The sequence below is a fragment of the Sphingobium sp. DC-2 genome (assembly GCF_000722555.1).
Taxonomy (GTDB): domain Bacteria; phylum Pseudomonadota; class Alphaproteobacteria; order Sphingomonadales; family Sphingomonadaceae; genus Sphingobium; species Sphingobium quisquiliarum.
Window position 1 is genome coordinate 174,695 of the sequence record NZ_JNAC01000114.1, and the last position, 18,694, is coordinate 193,388.

An 18,694-nucleotide genomic window follows, 5' to 3' on the forward strand; every position below is an offset into this window, starting at 1 on the left:
TCGGGGAACCATCAAATGAAGCCGTCTCTCCCGCATGCCCGGGCTGCTTTGCTGTGCTCGGCCGTCTTCTTCGCCACGCCGTTGATGGCGCAGTCCGAACCGAACCCCGAAATCGAAAAGACGAAGGAGGGCGATTCCATCGTCGTCACCGGGCAGCGCCGCGCGCAATATGAAGCGACGGCGGAAAAGCGGGAAGCCTTTGTCGTGATGGACGCGATCTCATCAGACGATATCGGCAAGCTGCCCGATCATAATACGGCTGCCGCGCTACGCCGCATTCCGGGTCTGTCGGTGCAGGAAGACCAGGGCGAGCCGCGCTTTCCCGTGCTGCGCGGGCTGCAATCCACCTATAACCGCACCACCGTCGACGGTGCGCTGGTCTCCGGCGTGGACTCAGATGGCCGCACCGTGCCGCTTGATATCGTTCCCTCGGTGATGGCGGGACGGATCGAGGTCATCAAGACGGTGACGCCGGAAAATGACGCAAATGCGATCGGCGGCATCATCAACATTGCCACGCGCAGCGCATTCGACGCCCGCCGCCCCTTCTTCAACGGCATTGCGTCCTATGGCATCTACGAACAGAATGGCGACGTCCGGAACAGCAAGGCATCGTATCGCGCCGCCTTTGCGGCAGGCACGACCTTTGGCGCGAACGGCGAATGGGGCATCGTGATCGGCGCGAGCCAGGAACAGCTCGACTACGATATTCCCCAGATCGAAGTCGCCAGCCCCTCTGTGCGCGAATATAGGGCTGACGGGAAGCCGGTGGATTCGGGCTCGCCGGAAGGCAATGGCATTCAGGTGCCGACCCAGCACCGCCTTTTCTGGTACAATAACACGAAGCAGCGCACGGGCGGCAATGTGAAGATCGAATGGCGTCCGTCGGACCGTTTCCGCTGGGAATTATCAGGCGTCGTGGCGCGTACCGAGGACGATGAGGAGCGCATCGAGTACCGGATCGAGCCGGTCGGCAACATCAGCAACCAGACGCCGACGAGTGGCAGTTTCGACAGCGGCCGCATCATCGTTCAACTCAATCAGCCCATCACCAAACGCCTCGTCGCGATCGGCCGCACCGCTTTTGCATGGGATGCGAACGAACAGTTGAAGCTGGACGGTGACGCAGTCTTCTCGCTCGGCCGCTTGCGCGTGCCGAACAGCAGCATCGAATTCCGTACGCGCAGCGCTGACGCGGCGCGCTATGCGTTCGACTATGACAGCTCGGACTTTTATCCCGTCTTCACGCTGCGGGATGCGACGGCGGGCGTCGATCCGCGCAACTTCTATTTGCAGCAGCAGCGGGACGATTTACAGAAATCGCTGGAAAAGAGCGGCCAGTTCCGCCTCAACCTGACCTATGGCGACGATAGCGAAAATGGCGGGATCAAGATCAAGACCGGCGGCGTGCTTCGTCTGACCAATCGCGAAAGCAGCAATCCTCGCACCGACTATCGCGCCGCTACCGGGTTTAACTACACGCTCGACAATGTAGTGACCGACGGCCCGGAAAAGGCGATCCGCAGTCGGTTCCATATCCCGATCCGCATCGACGCTCATGCCTTCCCGGCCTTCTTCAAGGCTAACCGTGACCGCTTCACCGCAACTGCTGGTTCCGTCGCGGGCAATTATGAGGTCAGCGAAGATGTCTACGCCGGATATCTGCAAGGCAGCACCCGGATCGGCAATGTCACGCTGCTTGGTGGCTTGCGTTACGAACGGACCGAGATCTCGTCAGATGCCTATCGTGCCGTCGACGGTACGCTGACCCAGATCACGACCGATGGCAGCTATGACAATTGGCTACCCAGCGCGCATATCCGCTGGAATGTGACCAACCGCTTCGTCGTTCGCGGCGCTTATACCAACACGATCGGCCGGGCCGACTATGCATCGATCGCCGCTACCGAGACGCTGAGCTTCGATGGCAGCCAACCAACATTGACACGCGGCAATCCGGGATTGAAGCCGCGCGAGAGCCGTGGTTTCGACCTGTCGTTCGAATTCTACCCCAAGGACGGCCTCGTTTCAGCGGCGCTGTTCCACAAGAAGATCAAGAATGAGATCTTCACACTGTCCAATGTCGAGTCGATGGACGTCGGCCGGGGAGTAGAGGATGTCCTTGTCTCTGAACCCCGCAACGCGGAAACCGCAACCATCAAGGGTCTGGAACTTAACCTGCAACAGGCGCTGACCTTCCTGCCAGCGCCGTTTGATGGCTTGGGCATCAGCGCGAACGCGACCTTCCTAGACACGAAGTTCACGTTTCTGACCAGCGCCGGGCCGCGTGTGACCGGCCTTTATCTGCAACCCGATACTGTGTGGAATGCGTCGGTCTATTATCAGAAGGACAAGTTCGAAGGGCGGCTGTCCTATAATTATATTGGCGGCTTCCTGGAAACGATCAACGACACCATTCCCAATGCCGACCAATATTGGAAAGGCCGCGGCACCCTCGACGCGAACATCAGCTATCGGATCACGCCGAATCTGACCTTGTACGCGGAGGGCCAGAATCTGACCGATCAGGGACGACGCGAACTGGTTGGGCCGGGGCGCGCCTATCTTCAGGAATCCGCTGAATATGGGCGTACCTTCTGGTTCGGCGTGGCGGCGAATTTTTGATGCCGGGTCTGCTTCTCCTCTTGGCGGCGGCCGCGACTACTCCATCTCCTGCCATCGTGCAGGGCGAGCCCGCAGAGACGATCCGCCGCATTCCTGCCGCCGAAGCGCGGCAAGGTGTGGCGGCCGGGCCGAACGATGTATACGCCGTCGCCAACTGGACGATTGCGCGCTACGATCGCAAAACGGGCGAACGCCGTGCGATATGGGAAGGAGAGCCTGAACGTTATCCGCATATTAATAGTTGCGCCCTTATCAAGGCTGAACTGGTATGTGCGGCGTCCAACTTTCCGGCAGTGCCGCAGGCAAGCTCTGTCGAATTTTTCGATCCAATAACGCTCGCGCACAAGCGTAGCGTATCGCTCGGTCTTGGCACCGGATCGCTGACCTGGGTAGACTGGCGTGAAGGGCATTGGTGGGCGATGTTCGCCAATTATGACGGCAAGGGGGGTGAAACGCCGCGTGATCACCGGCACACGGCCCTGGTCAAATTCGACGCTGAATGGCGGCGTACCGAAAGCTGGGCGCTGCCCAGAACCATATTGGAACGCATCGCGCCGATGAGCATTTCGGGCGGCGGCTTCAGGCAAGATGGCAGCTTGTGGATTTCCGGCCACGATCTGCCCGAACTCTATGTCGTACGCATCCCCAAGGGGGGCTCCACGCTTGACCATGTCGCGACTGTGCCGATGGAGGCGGAGGGTCAGGCCATCGATTGGGACGAAAGTCGGCCCGGCATCCTATGGGGCATCAGCCGCAAGGGCCGGAACATGCTGGAGATGCGGGTTCCGCGATTGAAGTAGACTGACGGGTTTCACCTGCTCCAAATGTAGCAAGTGAACCCATCAGACTCCATCCCGGCATTCGGTTCGCTGTTCAATGCCGAATGCGGCGAGCCGCCTACCGGCCCGTCTGCGCCGCATGAGCGCGATATTCGCCCTGCCGTTCCAGCATCCAGCCCGGATATTCCGCCGGCAGCGCGCTGGCGGCATCCAGCGCCGCCAGGTCTTCCGCCGACAGGCGGACGTCGATGGCGGCCAGATTGTCGGCCAGTTGGTCCGGCCGCTTGGCGCCGATGATCACGCTGGTGACGGCCTGTTGATGCAGCAGCCACGCCAGTGCGATCTGTGCCACGCTGACGCCGTGACGTTCGGCGATCGGCCGCATCGCGTCGATCACCCCATAGCCCCGATCCCGGTCGACCGGCGGGAAGTCGAATGATGCGCGGCGGCCGCTCCCGGCCTTCTCATCGTCGCGGCTGTACTTACCTGACAGGAAGCCGCCAGCGAGCGGGCTCCAGACCATCAGGCCCAATCCTTCGGACTTGAGCAGCGGCACGATCTCGCGCTCCAGATCCCGCCCGGCCAGCGTATAATAGGCTTGCAGCGACAGGATCGGCGCCAGTCGGCGGGCTTCGGCGATGCCGATCGCCTTCATGATCTGCCATGCGGCCCAGTTGGAGAGGCCGATATAGCGCACATGCCCATGCCGCACGAGCGTATCCAGCGCCTCCAGCGTCTCGACGATCGGCGTGGCGGGATCGAAGCCATGGATCTGGTAGAGATCGACATGGTCCAGTTGCAGCCGTTGCAGGCTGGCCTTGCATTGGTCGAGGATATGCTTGCGCGACCCGCCGCGCGCGTTGGGACCTTCCCCCATGGGACCAAGCACCTTGGTCGCGATCACCAGATCGTCCCGCGAGAGGCCCAGATTACGTATCGACGTGCCCAGGATGCGCTCGCTTTCACCCGCGGCATAGACATTGGCGGTGTCGATGAAATTGACGCCGGCATCGACGGCCGCCTTCACCAGGGCGTCGGCCTCATCCTGCCTCAGCTGGCCGATCTGCCCCCACATATCGTTACTTCCGCCAAAGGTCATGGTGCCAAGGCAGAGTTCGGACACAAAGAGGCCACTGGGGCCAAGTTGACGATAGCGCATCTGGGGGAATCCTTTCTTGCGATGGATGCCGCCCAGATAGGATGCGCCGGGCCGGGATGCCATGCCAGTGGCCGTTTTCTGCTGCCTTATTTTTCAACCCGGCGGGCAGGAGGCCGCTACTTCTCCTTCGCCGCCTCGGCCGCCGCCAGCACCCTCAGGACATTGCCCGACCAGATTTTCTGGATGTCCGCCTCGCTATAGCCCGCCTTCAGGAGGGCCGCGGTGATCTTCGGCAGGTCGCGCACATCCTCCATGCCAGCAACGCCGCCGCCGCCGTCCCAGTCAAGGCCGATGCCGACATGATCCGGCCCCACCACTTTCAGCGCATGCATCATGTGCGCCATGAAATCGTCGAATGTCGCCCTGTCGGCTTCGGGATAGAGGCGATCGATCTCCTGCCTTTTCGCCAGCAATTCGGCGCGCTTTTCGGGTGAGAGCTTCGCATCCTCCCGCATCTGCGCGAACAGGGCCGCCAACGCCTTCTGCCGTTCTGGATTGGGCTTGATCTCGCGCAGATAGGCTCCGTAGGCGTTCATCTGGATGACGCCGCCCTTCGCCGCGAGCGCCTTTAGATGATCATCGTCGATGTTGCGCGGATGGTCGTAGATCGCTTTGCAGCCGGAATGGGTGAGCAGAACCGGCGTCTTCGATAATGCAAGCAGGTCGTCGAGCACCTGATCGCTGCTGTGCGATGCGTCCGGCACGACGCCGAGCCGGTTCATCTCCCTAAGCAATTCCTTGCCCAGGGGACTTAGGCCGCCATAGCGCGGCTTCTTCGATGGATCGGTTGAACTGTCGGCAAACTGGTTATGGGCGAAATGGGCAAAGCCTGCGACCCGGACGCCCATGGCGTGGAAGGTCCTGAGCAGCGAAATATCCTCGCCCAGCGGATAGGCATTTTCCATCGACATATAGACGATGCGCTTGCCCGCCTTCGCGATCGGCGCGGCGTCCTTCGCCTCCAGCGCGAGCTGGAAGTTGGCGGGATCGGCCGCAACCATCTCCCGGATGGACACGCCGCGAAGAAGGGCGAAGTCGCGCGCGTTCTGAAAACCCTCTTGCGTCAGCGGCCCCTGCGGCGTGTAGATCGCCCAGAAGCCGCCATCGAGCCCGCCCTTCTTCATGCGCGGCAGGTCGACCTGCGTATAGTCGCTGTGAACCTCATGTCCTTCCTCGATCGACCAGCCCGGCAGGTCGAGCGAGGCAGGGGTATCGAGATGGCTGTCGAGCGTGATCAGCCGCTGGTGCAGTTGCGCGGCTGCCTTGGGCACTTCCTGCGCTTGCGCCGCGAGCGGGAGCAGCATCGTCAATGCCGCTCCCTTCCATGGTCCGAACCGCATCAGATCTCGCCCGAGATGGTGAACTGGAAAGTGCGCGGCGAAAGCGGCCGGAACGAGCCGTCGCCGGTGACGGAAGAGGAGATGTAGGAAAGCGTATCCTTGTCGAAGATATTGTCCACGTTGATCCGGGCCTTGATGCTCTTGACCGGGCCGAAGCTGAAGCCGTCGCCAATATCGGCATAGGCGCTGAAGACAGTGAAGCCCGGAATGCTGGAGCCTGGCGCGTTGGTGAAGGTCGACCAGCGGCGGCTGGTATATTTGCCCGAAATATTGGCGACCAGCCAGCTTGCCGGTTCCACCGTCACGCCCCCGCTGACGATCCACTTGGCGCTGTCGGGCAGGAACTTGCCCGCGATGGGAATGACGGTCGAAGCCAGGATGTCGTCCTTGAACTTGGCATTATTGTAGGTGACGTTGATGTTGCCATAGGCGAGCCCGTCCAGGAAAGCCGGTTTGTACGTTCCCGCAAACTCCACTCCATAGGCGCGCACCCGGCCGACATTCTGATAGAATGTTTCCGTCGCGGAGCCGCCGCCCTCAAGGAAGGTCGTGATCGACTGGATGCGGTTGGCGAACTTCGTGTAGAAAGCCGCCAGCGAAGCGTAAAGCTGGCCCTGATTGGTGCGGATGCCCAGTTCCATGTTCTTTGACCGTTCGGGCGCGGGCTGGGGCACCACCGCGGCCGAGCCAGGGCGCGTCACCGAATAGATGTCATCCATCCCCTTGGGCAGCGCCATATTCTCCGCATAGGATGCGAAGACCTGCGTCCGCTCGTCCAGCTTGTAGAGCAGACCGGCCATTGGCAGGAACATATCCCTGTAATGGGCGGTGTTCGCCTGTGGCCCCCAGCCCGGAACCCCGATGCCGCCAACGACGCGGTAATAATCGTCGAAATCGCGATAGCCGCGCTGGACATAGTCCATCATCAGGCCCTTGAAGCCGATATCCAGGATCAGCCGCTCATCCGCCAGCTTGATCGTGTCCTTGAGGAAGAGCTGGAGCGTGTCCCGCTTTGACCGGTAATCGCGCCGCAGATAGACCAGTTCGTCGAGGTTCGGCTGGCCGTCAGGCGCGCCGTCCATGGTATTATAGCGCGCCTGGGTACGGTGATATTTGTCCGTCTCGGCCCAGATGCCCGCCTCCAGAGCATTGTTGCCGGCCTCCCAATGCAGCTTGCCCGTGATGCCGTAGCGGTCGCCACCCACGCCCGACAGCCCATATTGCACGCCCTTGGGCGCTACCACGGGAAGCCCCGCCTGGCTTTGGGGCGTGTAACGGCCAAGCGAGTTGGAATAGCTGTCCGGGGACACGCCATAACCATCCTTGTCTTCCCAGTAGATGGTCGATTCCGCCCAGACGCCGTCCGCTATGCCAGCATGGACGGTGGCGCCATACAGCTTGTCCTTCCGCACATTGATGGCAAGGTTGTAAACGGCGGTATAGGCGGCGTTGGAATAATAGACGCCGGGGGCGGTTGGAGCGAAACCCGGAGTCGTATTCGGCACATTTTCGATATAGGCAAAGTCGCGCCCGCACTGGCCGAGCGCATTTCTGGCCGAGCATTGATATTGCGCGCGCGTGATCGTTGGCGAGTCATAGTCGAAAAAGTCGTTGGACACGAACTTGAACCGTGCCCAGCTATCGCCGCCCAGATCGGCATGGACCTGCGCCTCCCAATGTTCGCGGTCGACCGATCCGGGGCCGCGCCACAGGTCGGAATCCAGCTTGGTGCGGCTGACATAGGCCTTGAACGGTCCGATGCGTCCGGTGCTGGCCCGGATGAAGGTGCGCTTCATGTCGAAGTCGCCAAAGCTCTGGGAGACGAACAGGCCCATCTCCTCCTGTGGAGCGATGCTGTTATACTGCACCACGGGACCGAGCGTGGAATAGCTGGGCAGGCTGACGTCGCCCGCGCCAACCGCGGCCTCGACAACGCCCAGATTTTCATTGTCCACATAACGGAAGACGGGGCTGCCGCCAAAGGCGTCGCTGCGGCCGGTGGGAATGCCGTCCACGACGAAGCCGATCTGGTCGAGATTGAAGGCGCGCGTCTGGACGCTGTTGCCGAACTCGTAAAGTCCCAGCGCGCCGTCCGTCTGCACGTTGAATCCGGGCAGCTGCTCAAGCATCTTGAGCCCGGATATGCCCGATGGCGCGGACAGCAGCGCCTCCCGCGTCACGGCCACGACATTGCTGATCTTGTCTTCGCCGATCGCTTCCGAAGATTGGGAAATGCGGCGGCCGGTGACGGTGATGGTTTCGGCATCGCCGCCCTCCGGCGCCTGCGCCCAAGCGGCATTTGGCGAAACTGCGCCAGCACAGCAGGCAAGCAGCAAGGCGCTGCGGCGGATGCGGAAAATATTGCGCATTGGTGGCTCCCCTTGTGCCCTTTTGGGCCGTCTGAGCCATTCAGACCGGGACTGCCGCCTTCGCGAGCAGGCCCGCCTCTTCCATGATTGACAGCGACGGTGAAGTCCGGCGCAAATTTATTGGTTGCCATATGCAACGAAGCGGGCGGGGAAATCCGCTATCCGCCCGCGCAACCGATAAAGGCTGGCCAGCCGTCATTCTATTCACCATTGCTCAAGTCGCGGACGGGCTGCTCATAGGTGGCGGAAGTTGCGCCGCGCTTGTCATGGACTGGCAACAGACGCCGCATAGGAAGCCTTTTCACCATGGCGAGGGCTGACGAAAAGCTATGAACCGTCTTCGATTCACCATCAGTCTTTGCGCGGCCTTTCTGATGGCCGCGGCCCCCGCATGGGCCGAAAAATTCAATATCGCGGTGGTGCCGGACACGCAAAACTACTCCGATATCACCCTGCCTCAACCGCGCGGAGCCGATACCTTCACCCAGCAGATGCAATATCTGGCGGACAATCGCGACGACAGGAATCTGGTATTCGTCACCTTCGCCGGCGACATCGTTCAGCATGGCGATGGTCAGTTCCGCCAGAAGATGGAGGGCGCTCCATCCGGCAGCTTTGCCTATCATGACACCCGCGCCGAATGGGACATCGCCAATCGCGCCATTTCCATCCTCAGCCGGTCGGGCATTCCCTTTGGCATGGTGCCGGGTAATCATGACTATGACAATTTCAGCTGGTGGGAAGGGCCGAACAGTCCCGGAGCCAGCCGTCCCCTTTCCGGCGGGCGAACATGGGACTTCTATTTCGGGCCGCAGTCGCGCCATTTCGCGGGTAAGCCCTGGTATGGCGGCGCTTATAATCAGGGCCTCAACAGCTATCAGTTCTTCACCGGAGGCGGAAAGCGTTTCCTACACCTGTCGCTGGAGATGCAGCCTGCGCCGGACGTTCTCGCCTGGGCGCAAAGGGTGATCGACGCCAATCCGCGCTTGCCCGTCATCGTCACCACGCATGAATGGCTCCATCCCGACAAGGTGGAACGTTCGAACGACCACCGGCATTATTTCGAAGGCAGCGATCACTTGCCGCCCGATGACGTCTGGGACCGTTTCATCCGCAAGAACGCCGCCATCTTCCTTGTCCTTTCCGGCCACAACTGGACTCCGGCCGATCAGGGCGTATCGCGCGGCCAGAATTTGCGGATCGACCGCAATGATGCGGGCTATCCCGTCTATCAGGTGCTTCAGGATTATCAGGGAAACACGGTCGGCCCGGATGGCGTGGCTGGCTCGGCCAATGGCGGGGCGGGCTGGATGCGCTTCATCGAGTTCGACACTGACCGGCGCAAGATACATTTCAGCACCTATTCGACGCTGCTCGGCCGCTATGCAGGGCGCAATGGCGAAGCGGCCTTTGGAACGCCCGCCCGCTATTCGGACTTCGAACTGGATTTCCCGCCGCAGCTATTGGACTAGGGGCGGCCTTCCCAAGCGTTGCGGATCGCCGCGCCGCCCGGTTGTCGCATCCCTGTCATTCAGCCGTCCTCATCCCGTCACTTAACGCACATTGCAGTGCAACATCGCCCCGCTAGTCCGCCCCCGGCCAAATGGTCCAAAAGGGGGACTTGAACATGCGTATCACTACCGCTCTGCTGCTGGCGTCCACCGCCATCATACTGCCCGCCGTACCCGCTTTCGCAGAGGAATTGCCATCTGCTGAAACAGACGCCACGGAAAGCGCGAACATCGTCGTCTTCGGCCGTGGCGAAACGCGGCAGGTGCAGGAAATCCAGTCGCAGGATATCGTGACCTTGACGCCGGGCACCAATCCCCTGAAAGCCATTGAAAAGCTTCCCAGCGTCAATTTTCAGTCGTCCGATCCCTTCGGCGCTTATGAATGGTCGCAGCGCGTAACCATCCGCAGCTTCAGCCAGAACCAGCTCGGCTTCACCTTCGACGGCATTCCGCTGGGCGACATGAGCTATGGCAATCATAATGGGCTCCACATCACTCGCGCGATCAGCTCCGAAAATATCGGCAGCGTGCGCGTCAGCCAGGGCGCGGGTTCCATCGGCACGCAGGCGACCAACGCGCTGGGCGGCACGGTGGAAACCTTCTCCGCCGATCCTGCCGATTACCTGACCAACGGCAATCTGGGCGCGCAGGGCAACCTGACCTATGGCAGCAACGAAACCTGGCGCGCCTTCGCCCGCCTGGCCTTGGGCACTCGCGACGGGATTCGCGGCTATGCCTCCTATGGTTATGGATCGACCGACAAGTTCCGGGGCGAAGGCGTGCAGGACCAGCATATGGGCAATGCAAAGGTCGTCATTCCCGTGGGCGATGTCACTGTTGATGGCTGGCTCAGCTATTCCGACCGGCGGGAGAATGATTATCAGGATATGTCGAAAGCCATGATCGCGCGCCTGGGCTGGGACTGGGACAACACATTCCCCGACTATGCCCGCGCGATCGACTATGCCAGCCGGTTGAATGACGTGGATTTGGTCAGCAACAGCGGCGGCTCGCCTTTCCCCGATGGCCTTTTCGATTACAGCGGCGCTCCGGTGGCAGGCGGCCAGGTCTATCCCGGCAATGTCACCGGCCCGGACGACGCCTATTATGACGCCGCTGGCCTGCGCAAGGACTGGCTGGGCGCGATCGGTCTTTCAGCGCCGCTGGGCGAACAGGCCAGCCTGAAGATCAAGGGCTATTACCATCATAACAAGGGCATGGGTCTGTGGGCCACGCCTTACCAGCCCAGCCCGAACGGGGTTCCCATGTCGGTGCGCACCACCGAATATGAAATGGACCGCATCGGCGTGTTCGGCAGCGTCGACTTTGCGCTCGGCATCCAGAATTTCACCGTGGGCGGCTGGTATGAGAATAACCAGTTCAACCAGGCCCGCCGCTTCTATGCCTTCGCCAGCCGCACGGACCCCGGCCTTTCCTTCCGCGACTATCCGAAAAACCCTTTCGCGACCCAGTGGGAGTTCGACTTCACAACCGACACGGTCCAATATCACGTCCAGGATCGCATCGACCTGGGGATGGTGACGATCAACCTGGGGTGGAAGGGCTTCAAGGTCACGAACAAAGCCGAAGCCGGCGTTCAGGCAACTTTCCCCGAAGGCAAGATCAAGGTGGAAGATTGGTTCCAGCCCCATGCGGGCGTCGCCTTCGAACTATCGCCCGAAGCCGAAGTCTTCGCCGGTTTCACGCAGGCGACCCGCGCCTTCGCCAGCGCCACGACCGCGGGCCCCTTTTCCACCAATCAGCTTGGCTTCGACGCCATTCGGGATGATTTGAAGCCGGAACAGTCGGACACCTACGAACTTGGCCTGCGCTACCACAATTCCGTGTTCAACGGCGTGATCGGCGCTTATCTGGTGAACTTCCGCAATCGCCTCCTGTCCGTTCAGGTGGGCAGCCCGATCCAGGGCTTCGCGGCGGCGCTGCAAAATGTCGGCAAGGTCCGCTCCATTGGCATCGAAGCGGCGGGCACGCTGCAACTGGGCGGCGGGTTCAGCCTGTTCGGTTCTTACAGCTATACCGACGCGACCTATCGCGACGATGTCGTGGACGCCAGCGGCGCGGTCGCGCCGATCGAGGGCAAGACCGTGGTCGACAGCCCCAGGCATCTTGCCCGCGGCGAAATCAATTATGAGCGGGAGGGCGCTTTCGGCCGCATCGGCGTCAACTATATGTCCAGGCGCTACTACACCTACACCAACGATCAATCGGTCCCCGGCCGCGTGATCGTGGACGCGACCGTGGGCTATCGCTTCACCGACAGGCTGGAGTTGCAACTGAACGCCACCAACCTGCTCGACAAGCGCTATATCAGCACCGTCGGTTCAGGCGGTTTCAGCAATAGCGGCGACGGCCAGACGCTGCTGATCGGCGCGCCCTCGCAATTCTTTGCCACCATCAAGGCGGGGTTCTGACAATGAAAAAGGCCGCGCCTTTCCTCTGCCTGCTCGCCGCCGCCTTGCCAGCAACGGCTTTGGCCGAGCCCGTCCTTCTGATCTCGGTCGACGGGCTTCGCCCCGGCGACGTGCTGGAGGCGGAAAAGCGCGGCCTTTCCATTCCCAACCTGCGCCGTTTCGTGAAGGAGGGCGCCTATGCCTCTGGCGTCAGGGGCGTGCTGCCGACACTGACCTACCCCAGCCATACGACATTGATCACGGGCGCCGCGCCCGCGCGCCATGGCATCGTTTCGAACAACAGCTTCGACCCGATGCAGATCAACCAGGGCGGCTGGTACTGGTACGCATCCGACATCAAGGTGCCCACCCTGTGGGAAGCCGCCGCGAAAGCCGGGCTCAGCACCGGCAACGTCCATTGGCCCGTCAGCGTCGCCGCGAAGGGCGTGACATGGAACCTGCCGCAAATCTGGCGCACGGGCCATGCCGACGACGCCAAGCTGCTGGATGCGCTCGCGACGCCGGGTCTAAAGGCGGAGGTGGAGAAGGCGACCGGCGAGCCCTACGCCATGGGCATCGACGAAAGCCTGCCCGGAGATGAAAATCGCGGCCGCGCGGCCGTGGCCCTGATCGCGGCGCACAAGCCTGATTTCGTGACGGTCTATCTGACGGCGCTCGACCATGAGCAGCATCTGAAAGGGCCCGGCTCGCCGGAAGCGAAGGCGGTGCTGGAAAAGATCGATGCGATCGTCGGCCGGCTGATCGCTGCCGAACAGCAGGCGCATCCCGGCGCCGTGATCGCGCTGGCGAGCGACCATGGCTTTGAAGCGACCCACAGCGCGCTCAACCTTTTCCGCCCCTTCATCGACGAAGGGCTGATCACGCTGAGCGCAGACGGCAAGATCGCGTCCTGGCGCGCCATGCCGTGGCTGTCCGGCGGGTCCGCCGCGATCATGCTGGCGCAGCCGCAGGATGAAGCGCTTGCTACCAAGGTCAAGGCATTGCTCGACAGGCTGGCCGCCGACCCCGCGAACGGCATCGCCAGCGTCGCCGACCGGCAGGCCGTTGCAAAGATGGGCGGCAATCCGCAGGCGGCCTTCTACGTCAATCTGCGCGCCGGTTATGTGACGGGGCTTTTTGCGGGCAAGGACGCGCCGCTCGTCTCTCCGGCCCCCGTCAAGGGCATGCACGGCTATTTTCCCGGCCCGCTCAACCTCCGCTCCTCCTTCATGCTGCTGGGCAAGGGCGTGGCGAAGGGAAGGGACTTGCGCGAAATCGACATGCGGGCGATCGCGCCCACGCTGGCGGACATAATGGGCATAGCCCTGCCTGACGCGGAACAGCCTGCCTTGAAGTGGAAGCAATAGAGGACGTCATCAAGGTGAGGGGGTGACGAGCAGCGTCAGCCTCTCCTCGCCACTGGCCGCGATCTGGAGCGTGTAGCGACCCGGATGTAGCGAGTAATCTACCATCTTGCGAATGCCCGAACAGTTGGGCCCATGCCCATGGGCGACGGACTCCGCCGCCTTGCCGTCTTTCACCACATCGACCCATGCGCCGGACCCCAGGGCCACGCGCCAGGTGCCAGACTGTGCGACCGTGAAGCTGGCCAGGCCGCCATAGCTGACGCTGCCGCCCGGTTTTGCCGGACGTACGGGATAGCTCACCGTGGGCGTCTGCCGCAGGGTCAGCGTCACCGCCTGGCCGGGCGTCAGCGTGGTGCGCGCCGCCGCCTTGGCGTCCGCCGCAGCCCGCATGGGCGTGGGGCTTCGCCAGGATGCGAGCGGGGCGGGCAGTTCTGCCCCGGCCGCGCATTGGGGCTGCCCATGATCCATCTGCGCCATCGACGCCGTGGGAAACAGGGCCGCCACCATAGCAAGCGGCAACGGAGCGCGGCGGAATGACATTGCGGGCTTCCTTCTTCGACTCAAAGCTATATACGGTCGGATATATCGAGTCGAACGACCGGGGGAAGGGGGTTTCATGCGTTTCCATGTCGCCGCACTGCTATTGGCAGGCAGCGTTTTCACGGCCCAGGCGCAGGCGGAAACGGCGCCGGAGGATGACCAGTCCGGCCGTTTCTCGCTGGGCCAGATCATCGTGACCGCGCCGCGTACCCAGGGGATCGAAATCGACGGCAGCACGCTTTCGTCCGACGCCATCCATATGTTCAGCCGCACCGCGCTTGACGACGCCGTCAACCTGATGCCCGGCGTCGCGGCGGGGAACAGCGGCGGCACCCGCAATGAACGCCTTGTCTTCGTGCGCGGCTTCGACCGCTTTCAGGTTCCGCTGTCGATCGACGGCATCCGCGTCTATCTGCCCGCCGACAACAGGCTGGACTATGGCCGCTTCCTGACCACCGACATAGCCGAGGTGCAGGTGGCCAAGGGCTATGCCTCCGTCCTCGACGGGCCGGGCGCGATGGGCGGCGCGATCAACCTCGTCACGCGCAAGCCCGCCAAGGCGATCGACATCGATGTGCGCGGCACGGTGAATTTCGACAACGACGCCGATTATGCGGGCTATTCGACATCCGCCATGATCGGCACGCGCCAGGACAAATGGTATGCGCAGGCCAGCTACGCCCGCAGCTTCACCGACCATTGGGACCTGCCCAACGACTTCACGCCCCGCAACCGGACGCTGGAAGATGGCGGCGCGCGCGATTTTTCCCGCACGGAAGACTGGCGCGTCAATGCCAAGGCCGGCTTCACCCCCAACGCCACCGACGAATATGCGCTGAGCTATACCTATCAGGAAGGATCGAAGGGCGCGCCGCTGCACATCAGCGACACGGTGACGGCGCCGCGCTTCTGGGATTGGCCGGAATGGAACATCACCAGCGTCTATTTCCTTTCCACCACGGCTCTGGGCGATCGCGCGACGTTGAAGACGCGGGCCTATTACAACCAGTTCGATTCGATCCTGCGTTCCTTCAACGACCGCACGCTGACGACGCAAAGCCGTCCCTACGCCTTCGACAGTCCCTATGAGGACAAGGCGTGGGGCGGATCGCTGCAACTGGATTTCCAGGCGAGCGACGCCGACACGCTGCGCCTTGCCTGGCATTGCCGCCATGACCGGCACGTCGAATTCCAGACCAGCTTTTCCAACGCAGGCGCCGCCACCACCGAACCGCGCCAGACCCAGACGGAGGAGACATTTTCGGCCGCGCTGGAAAATGAGCTGAAGCTGAGCCCGGACCTCAGCTTCACGCTGGGCGGCAGCTTCGACTGGCGCAACCTGATCAAGGCGCAGGAATATGGCGCGCCGCTGGGCACGTCGGGCGCGTCCGTTCTTTACGAATATCCGCGCCGGGATGCCGACACATGGAACCTTCAGGGCCGCTTCGACTGGCGGGCAAGCGAAGCGCTCAACCTGCATGCCAGCCTGTCGTCCCGCGCGCGTTTCCCCACCATTTTCGAACGGTTCAGCCAGCGCTTCAACACCGCCATTCCCAACCCCGCGCTGAAAGCCGAGCGGGCCACCAATGCGGAGATTGGCGGCAGTTGGGCGAGCGGCCCGGTCCGCGTGGAAGGCGCGCTATTCTATAGCTGGGTGCGCGATGCGATATTCAGCGTGCCCACGCCAGCCTATCCCTGCACCGCTTCGACGACGCCGCCCGCCGTGCCCCGGCCCGGCTGCGCGCTGACCAACCTGTCACAAAGCCGCAACGTCGGCAAAGGCCATTATTACGGGGTGGAATTGTCCGTATCCGCCACCATCCTGCCGGGGCTGGACATCGGGGCGAACTATACCGGCATCAAGCGGGTGCTGGACTATGCCGCCAATCCGCTGTTTCGCCCCACCGGCGTCCCCACGCACAAGGGCTTTGTGTATCTGGACTGGTCGCCGGTCGAAAGGCTGCACATCATCCCCAGCGCCGACCTTGCTTCCAATCGCTGGACATTGTTCACGGCAACGCCAGCGTCGCAGCCGCAACGCTATTACCGCACCGGCGCTTATGTGAACGCCGCCCTGCGCGTGGACTATGCGTTGACGGACAATGTCGAGATCGGCGTGGGCGGGCGGAACCTGTTCGACGACTATTATACGTTGACCGATGGCTTTCCCGAACCGGGCCGGACATTATTCGCCAATTTGCGGGTGCGCTACTGATAGTCATAGTCGCCCTGATGTTGCTGCGGGTGGCGCATTGTGACCTGACGGAGCATAAAAGCATAACGATCATCTCTTATCCGTAACAAATCATTGCTGCAAAGGCTGGGTGGCGTCAGGCTGATTGACCGGCGCCGCCAACACTCCCACAGACCCCCTCATTCTAATGCGACTAAGTCGCACTATTATCAGGGGGTCTGCTTCATGTCCGTCACGCCATCCAGCACGCTATGCCGCTATCTGTCGCGCGCCAGCCTCATCGCCCTGGGCGTCACCATTGCTTTCCCGGCTTTGGGTGCTGATAGCGCTATGGCGGAGGCTGATGACCAGAGCGGCGGCGCGATCGTGGTCACGGCGGCGGGCTATGAGCAGGATATCATCGAAGCGCCCGCCAGCATCACCGTTGTCGGCCGCGAGGAGTTGCAGGAAAAGCGCTTCGGCAGCCTCGCCGAAGCCTTGCAGGATGTGCAGGGCGTCGATGTCGGCGGCGAAGCGGGCAAGACCGGCGGCCTCAACATCTCCATACGCGGCATGCCCAGCGACTATACGCTGGTCCTGATCGACGGCCGCCGCCAGAATGCGCCCGGCGGCGTGACGCCGAACGGCTTTGGCGAAACCTCCACCAGCTTCCTGCCGCCCTTTTCGGCGATCGACCGGATCGAGGTGGTGCGCGGGCCCATGTCCACCCTCTACGGATCGGACGCGATGGGCGGCGTCGTCAATATCATCACGCGCAAGGTCGGCAATCGCTGGGTCGGCACCGCGACCGCCGAAAGCACGATCCAGGGCGATGACCGCTTCGGCAATATCCAGTCGGTGAACGGCTTTGCCCAGGGGCCGCTGGTCCCTGACCTGATCGGCCTGACCCTGCGCGGCAGCGTCTTCCACCGCGAGGCGTCCAGCATCGACATCCCCGGCGATCCGGCGCTCACGCTCGGCCGCAATCCGGTCAAGTCCGACATCTACACCTATGGCGGCCGGTTGAGCTTCACCCCCCATGCCGATCATGACCTGTGGATCGAATATGACCGCAACGAACAAAGCTATGACAATAGCGAAGGGCAGTTGGGCACGCTGGGTTCGGGCGGCTATGCGCCGCGGCAGCGCTTCAACCGCAGCAATTATGTGCTCGCGCATAGCTGGCGGCTCGGCTTCGGCCAGCTCGACACGACGCTGACCCGCAACGAAACGGAAACGATCGGCCGCCTGATCCCCAACGGCACGCCAGGCGCGGTCCCCGGCAGCCCCCGCACGCTGGAGGCGCGCAACGACATCATCGATTCCCGCTTCGCCGGGAAAGCAGGAGCGATCGCCTTCACCGTGGGCGGCCAATATTGGAAGGCGCGCATGGTCGAGGGCGTCGCGCCAGAGCCGTTCAAGTTCACGCAATGGGCCGGTTTCGCCGAAGCCACGCTGACCCTGGCGGAAGGGTTCAACGTCACCGGCGGCGCGCGCTACGACCATCATTCGACCTTCGGCGACAAATGGTCGCCGCGCGCCTATGCCGTGTGGAACATCACCGATGCGGTCACGCTGAAAGGCGGGGTCAGCCGGGGCTACAAGACCCCGCGCGTCGAACAGATTGCGGAAGGCATCATCGGTTTCGGCGGGCAGGGCCGCATCCCCCTGCTCGGAACGCCGGGGCTGAAGCCGGAAATCAGCACCAGCTATGAAGCCGGGCTCTATTATGACGGCAACGGCTTTTTCAGCGGCAATGTGACGCTGTTCAACAACGACTTCACCGACAAGATCGCCAGCGGACCGGGCATCCCCAACTGCCGCTTTTCAGGCGCGCCGAACCGGCCCGGCTGCCTGGATGTCGGCCCATTCCCGACCGTCGACCTGTTCAGCCAGTCGATCAACATCGACAAGGCGCGCACCCGCGGCGTCGAGGTCGCGACCCGCTTTGTCTTCACGCCCAGCCTGTCGCTGTCGGCCAACTACACCTATACCGAAACCGAACAGTTGAGCGGCGCGGACGAAGGATTGCCGCTGATCGGAATGCCGAAGCATATGCTGAACGGCAATCTTCGCTGGAAACTGGACGACAAGGCCAGCCTTTGGGCTCGCGCCGAAATCCGCTCCAGCCGTTATCGCGGCAACAATGCGCAGCAGGCGGCGGTCGGCGACTTCCGCAGCTATGAAGTTTTCCATCTGGGCGGCAATTACCAGATCACGCCCGCTTTCCGCCTGTCCGCGACGATATATAACATCCTCGACACGGACTATGCGGTCTATGTTCCCTATCAGACCAGCCCGTCCGCCACGGCCTATACGCCTGCCTATTCGATCAATCAGGAAGGCCGCCGCCTCTGGCTCTCCGCCACCGTGGATTTCTAACGGCGTACAGCCGCAGGCGTCCTGCACGGGGCAGGGGC

11 protein-coding genes are annotated in these 18,694 nt (G+C 62.4%); 7 read left to right on the top strand and 4 right to left on the bottom strand.

Features of this window, described 5'->3' with window-relative positions:
* Positions 1–15 precede the first annotated feature (15 nt).
* Both ET21_RS0119985 and ET21_RS0119990 read left to right on the top strand, forming a co-directional pair.
* On the top strand, positions 16–2,625 hold the full coding sequence (locus ET21_RS0119985) for a TonB-dependent receptor (RefSeq protein WP_030541051.1): 2,610 nt from the start codon (positions 16–18) through the stop codon (positions 2,623–2,625).
* Complete coding sequence (locus ET21_RS0119990; RefSeq protein ID WP_037471516.1) at positions 2,625–3,425, top strand: hypothetical protein; 801 nt, start codon at positions 2,625–2,627, stop codon at positions 3,423–3,425. Before ET21_RS0119985 ends, ET21_RS0119990 begins: the two co-directional genes overlap by 1 nt.
* A gap of 97 nt (positions 3,426–3,522) precedes the next feature.
* Here the strand turns inward: ET21_RS0119990 and ET21_RS0119995 are convergent, their stop codons facing one another.
* From ET21_RS0119995 to ET21_RS0120005, 3 genes are all read right to left on the bottom strand, one after another.
* Positions 3,523–4,563, bottom strand: coding sequence for an aldo/keto reductase (locus tag ET21_RS0119995; protein ID WP_030541053.1), 1,041 nt, complete (start codon positions 4,561–4,563; stop codon positions 3,523–3,525).
* Positions 4,564–4,679: 116 nt separating this feature from the next.
* Entirely contained in the window at positions 4,680–5,867 is a 1,188-nt protein-coding gene (locus ET21_RS0120000) for a dipeptidase (protein WP_237751622.1), read from the bottom strand.
* Between the two features lie 35 nt (positions 5,868–5,902).
* Positions 5,903–8,272, bottom strand: coding sequence for a TonB-dependent receptor (locus ET21_RS0120005; protein ID WP_030541055.1), 2,370 nt, complete (start codon positions 8,270–8,272; stop codon positions 5,903–5,905).
* 329 nt (positions 8,273–8,601) lie between these two features.
* On the opposite strand from ET21_RS0120005, the gene ET21_RS0120010 reads away from it, so the two are divergent.
* The 3 genes from ET21_RS0120010 to ET21_RS0120020 all read left to right on the top strand — a co-directional run bounded on the left by ET21_RS0120010 (position 8,602) and on the right by ET21_RS0120020 (position 13,561).
* A complete protein-coding gene (locus tag ET21_RS0120010; protein ID WP_030541056.1) occupies positions 8,602–9,744 on the top strand; it encodes a metallophosphoesterase in 1,143 nt (380 codons plus the stop codon).
* 155 nt (positions 9,745–9,899) lie between these two features.
* Positions 9,900–12,215 (top strand): TonB-dependent receptor, encoded by a 2,316-nt coding sequence (locus ET21_RS0120015; protein ID WP_030541057.1) that lies wholly within the window; start codon positions 9,900–9,902, stop codon positions 12,213–12,215.
* A 2-nt stretch (positions 12,216–12,217) separates the two neighbouring features.
* Positions 12,218–13,561: an alkaline phosphatase family protein gene (locus ET21_RS0120020; RefSeq protein WP_030541058.1), complete on the top strand. Its 1,344-nt coding sequence runs from the start codon at positions 12,218–12,220 to the stop codon at positions 13,559–13,561.
* 9 nt (positions 13,562–13,570) lie between these two features.
* Here the strand turns inward: ET21_RS0120020 and ET21_RS0120025 are convergent, their stop codons facing one another.
* A complete protein-coding gene (locus ET21_RS0120025) occupies positions 13,571–14,101 on the bottom strand; it encodes a hypothetical protein (RefSeq protein ID WP_037471518.1) in 531 nt (176 codons plus the stop codon).
* 76 nt (positions 14,102–14,177) lie between these two features.
* On the opposite strand from ET21_RS0120025, the gene ET21_RS0120030 reads away from it, so the two are divergent.
* Entirely contained in the window at positions 14,178–16,316 is a 2,139-nt protein-coding gene (locus ET21_RS0120030) for a TonB-dependent siderophore receptor (RefSeq protein WP_030541060.1), read from the top strand.
* Between the two features lie 204 nt (positions 16,317–16,520).
* Entirely contained in the window at positions 16,521–18,656 is a 2,136-nt protein-coding gene (locus tag ET21_RS0120035; RefSeq protein ID WP_021236508.1) for a TonB-dependent receptor, read from the top strand.
* The last annotated feature ends 38 nt before the right edge of the window (positions 18,657–18,694 follow it).

Excerpts from the sequence above, each read along its gene's own strand:
- ET21_RS0119985 (WP_030541051.1), top strand. The coding sequence starts at position 16 with ATGAAGCCGTCTCTCCCGCATGCCCGGGCTGCTTTGCTGTGCTCGGCC.
- ET21_RS0119990 (WP_037471516.1), top strand. The coding sequence starts at position 2,625 with ATGCCGGGTCTGCTTCTCCTCTTGGCGGCGGCCGCGACTACTCCATCT.
- ET21_RS0119995 (WP_030541053.1), bottom strand. The coding sequence starts at position 4,563 with ATGCGCTATCGTCAACTTGGCCCCAGTGGCCTCTTTGTGTCCGAACTC.
- ET21_RS0120000 (WP_237751622.1), bottom strand. The coding sequence starts at position 5,867 with ATGCTGCTCCCGCTCGCGGCGCAAGCGCAGGAAGTGCCCAAGGCAGCC.
- ET21_RS0120005 (WP_030541055.1), bottom strand. The coding sequence starts at position 8,272 with ATGCGCAATATTTTCCGCATCCGCCGCAGCGCCTTGCTGCTTGCCTGC.
- ET21_RS0120010 (WP_030541056.1), top strand. The coding sequence starts at position 8,602 with ATGAACCGTCTTCGATTCACCATCAGTCTTTGCGCGGCCTTTCTGATG.
- ET21_RS0120015 (WP_030541057.1), top strand. The coding sequence starts at position 9,900 with ATGCGTATCACTACCGCTCTGCTGCTGGCGTCCACCGCCATCATACTG.
- ET21_RS0120020 (WP_030541058.1), top strand. The coding sequence starts at position 12,218 with ATGAAAAAGGCCGCGCCTTTCCTCTGCCTGCTCGCCGCCGCCTTGCCA.
- ET21_RS0120025 (WP_037471518.1), bottom strand. The coding sequence starts at position 14,101 with ATGTCATTCCGCCGCGCTCCGTTGCCGCTTGCTATGGTGGCGGCCCTG.
- ET21_RS0120030 (WP_030541060.1), top strand. The coding sequence starts at position 14,178 with ATGCGTTTCCATGTCGCCGCACTGCTATTGGCAGGCAGCGTTTTCACG.
- ET21_RS0120035 (WP_021236508.1), top strand. The coding sequence starts at position 16,521 with ATGTCCGTCACGCCATCCAGCACGCTATGCCGCTATCTGTCGCGCGCC.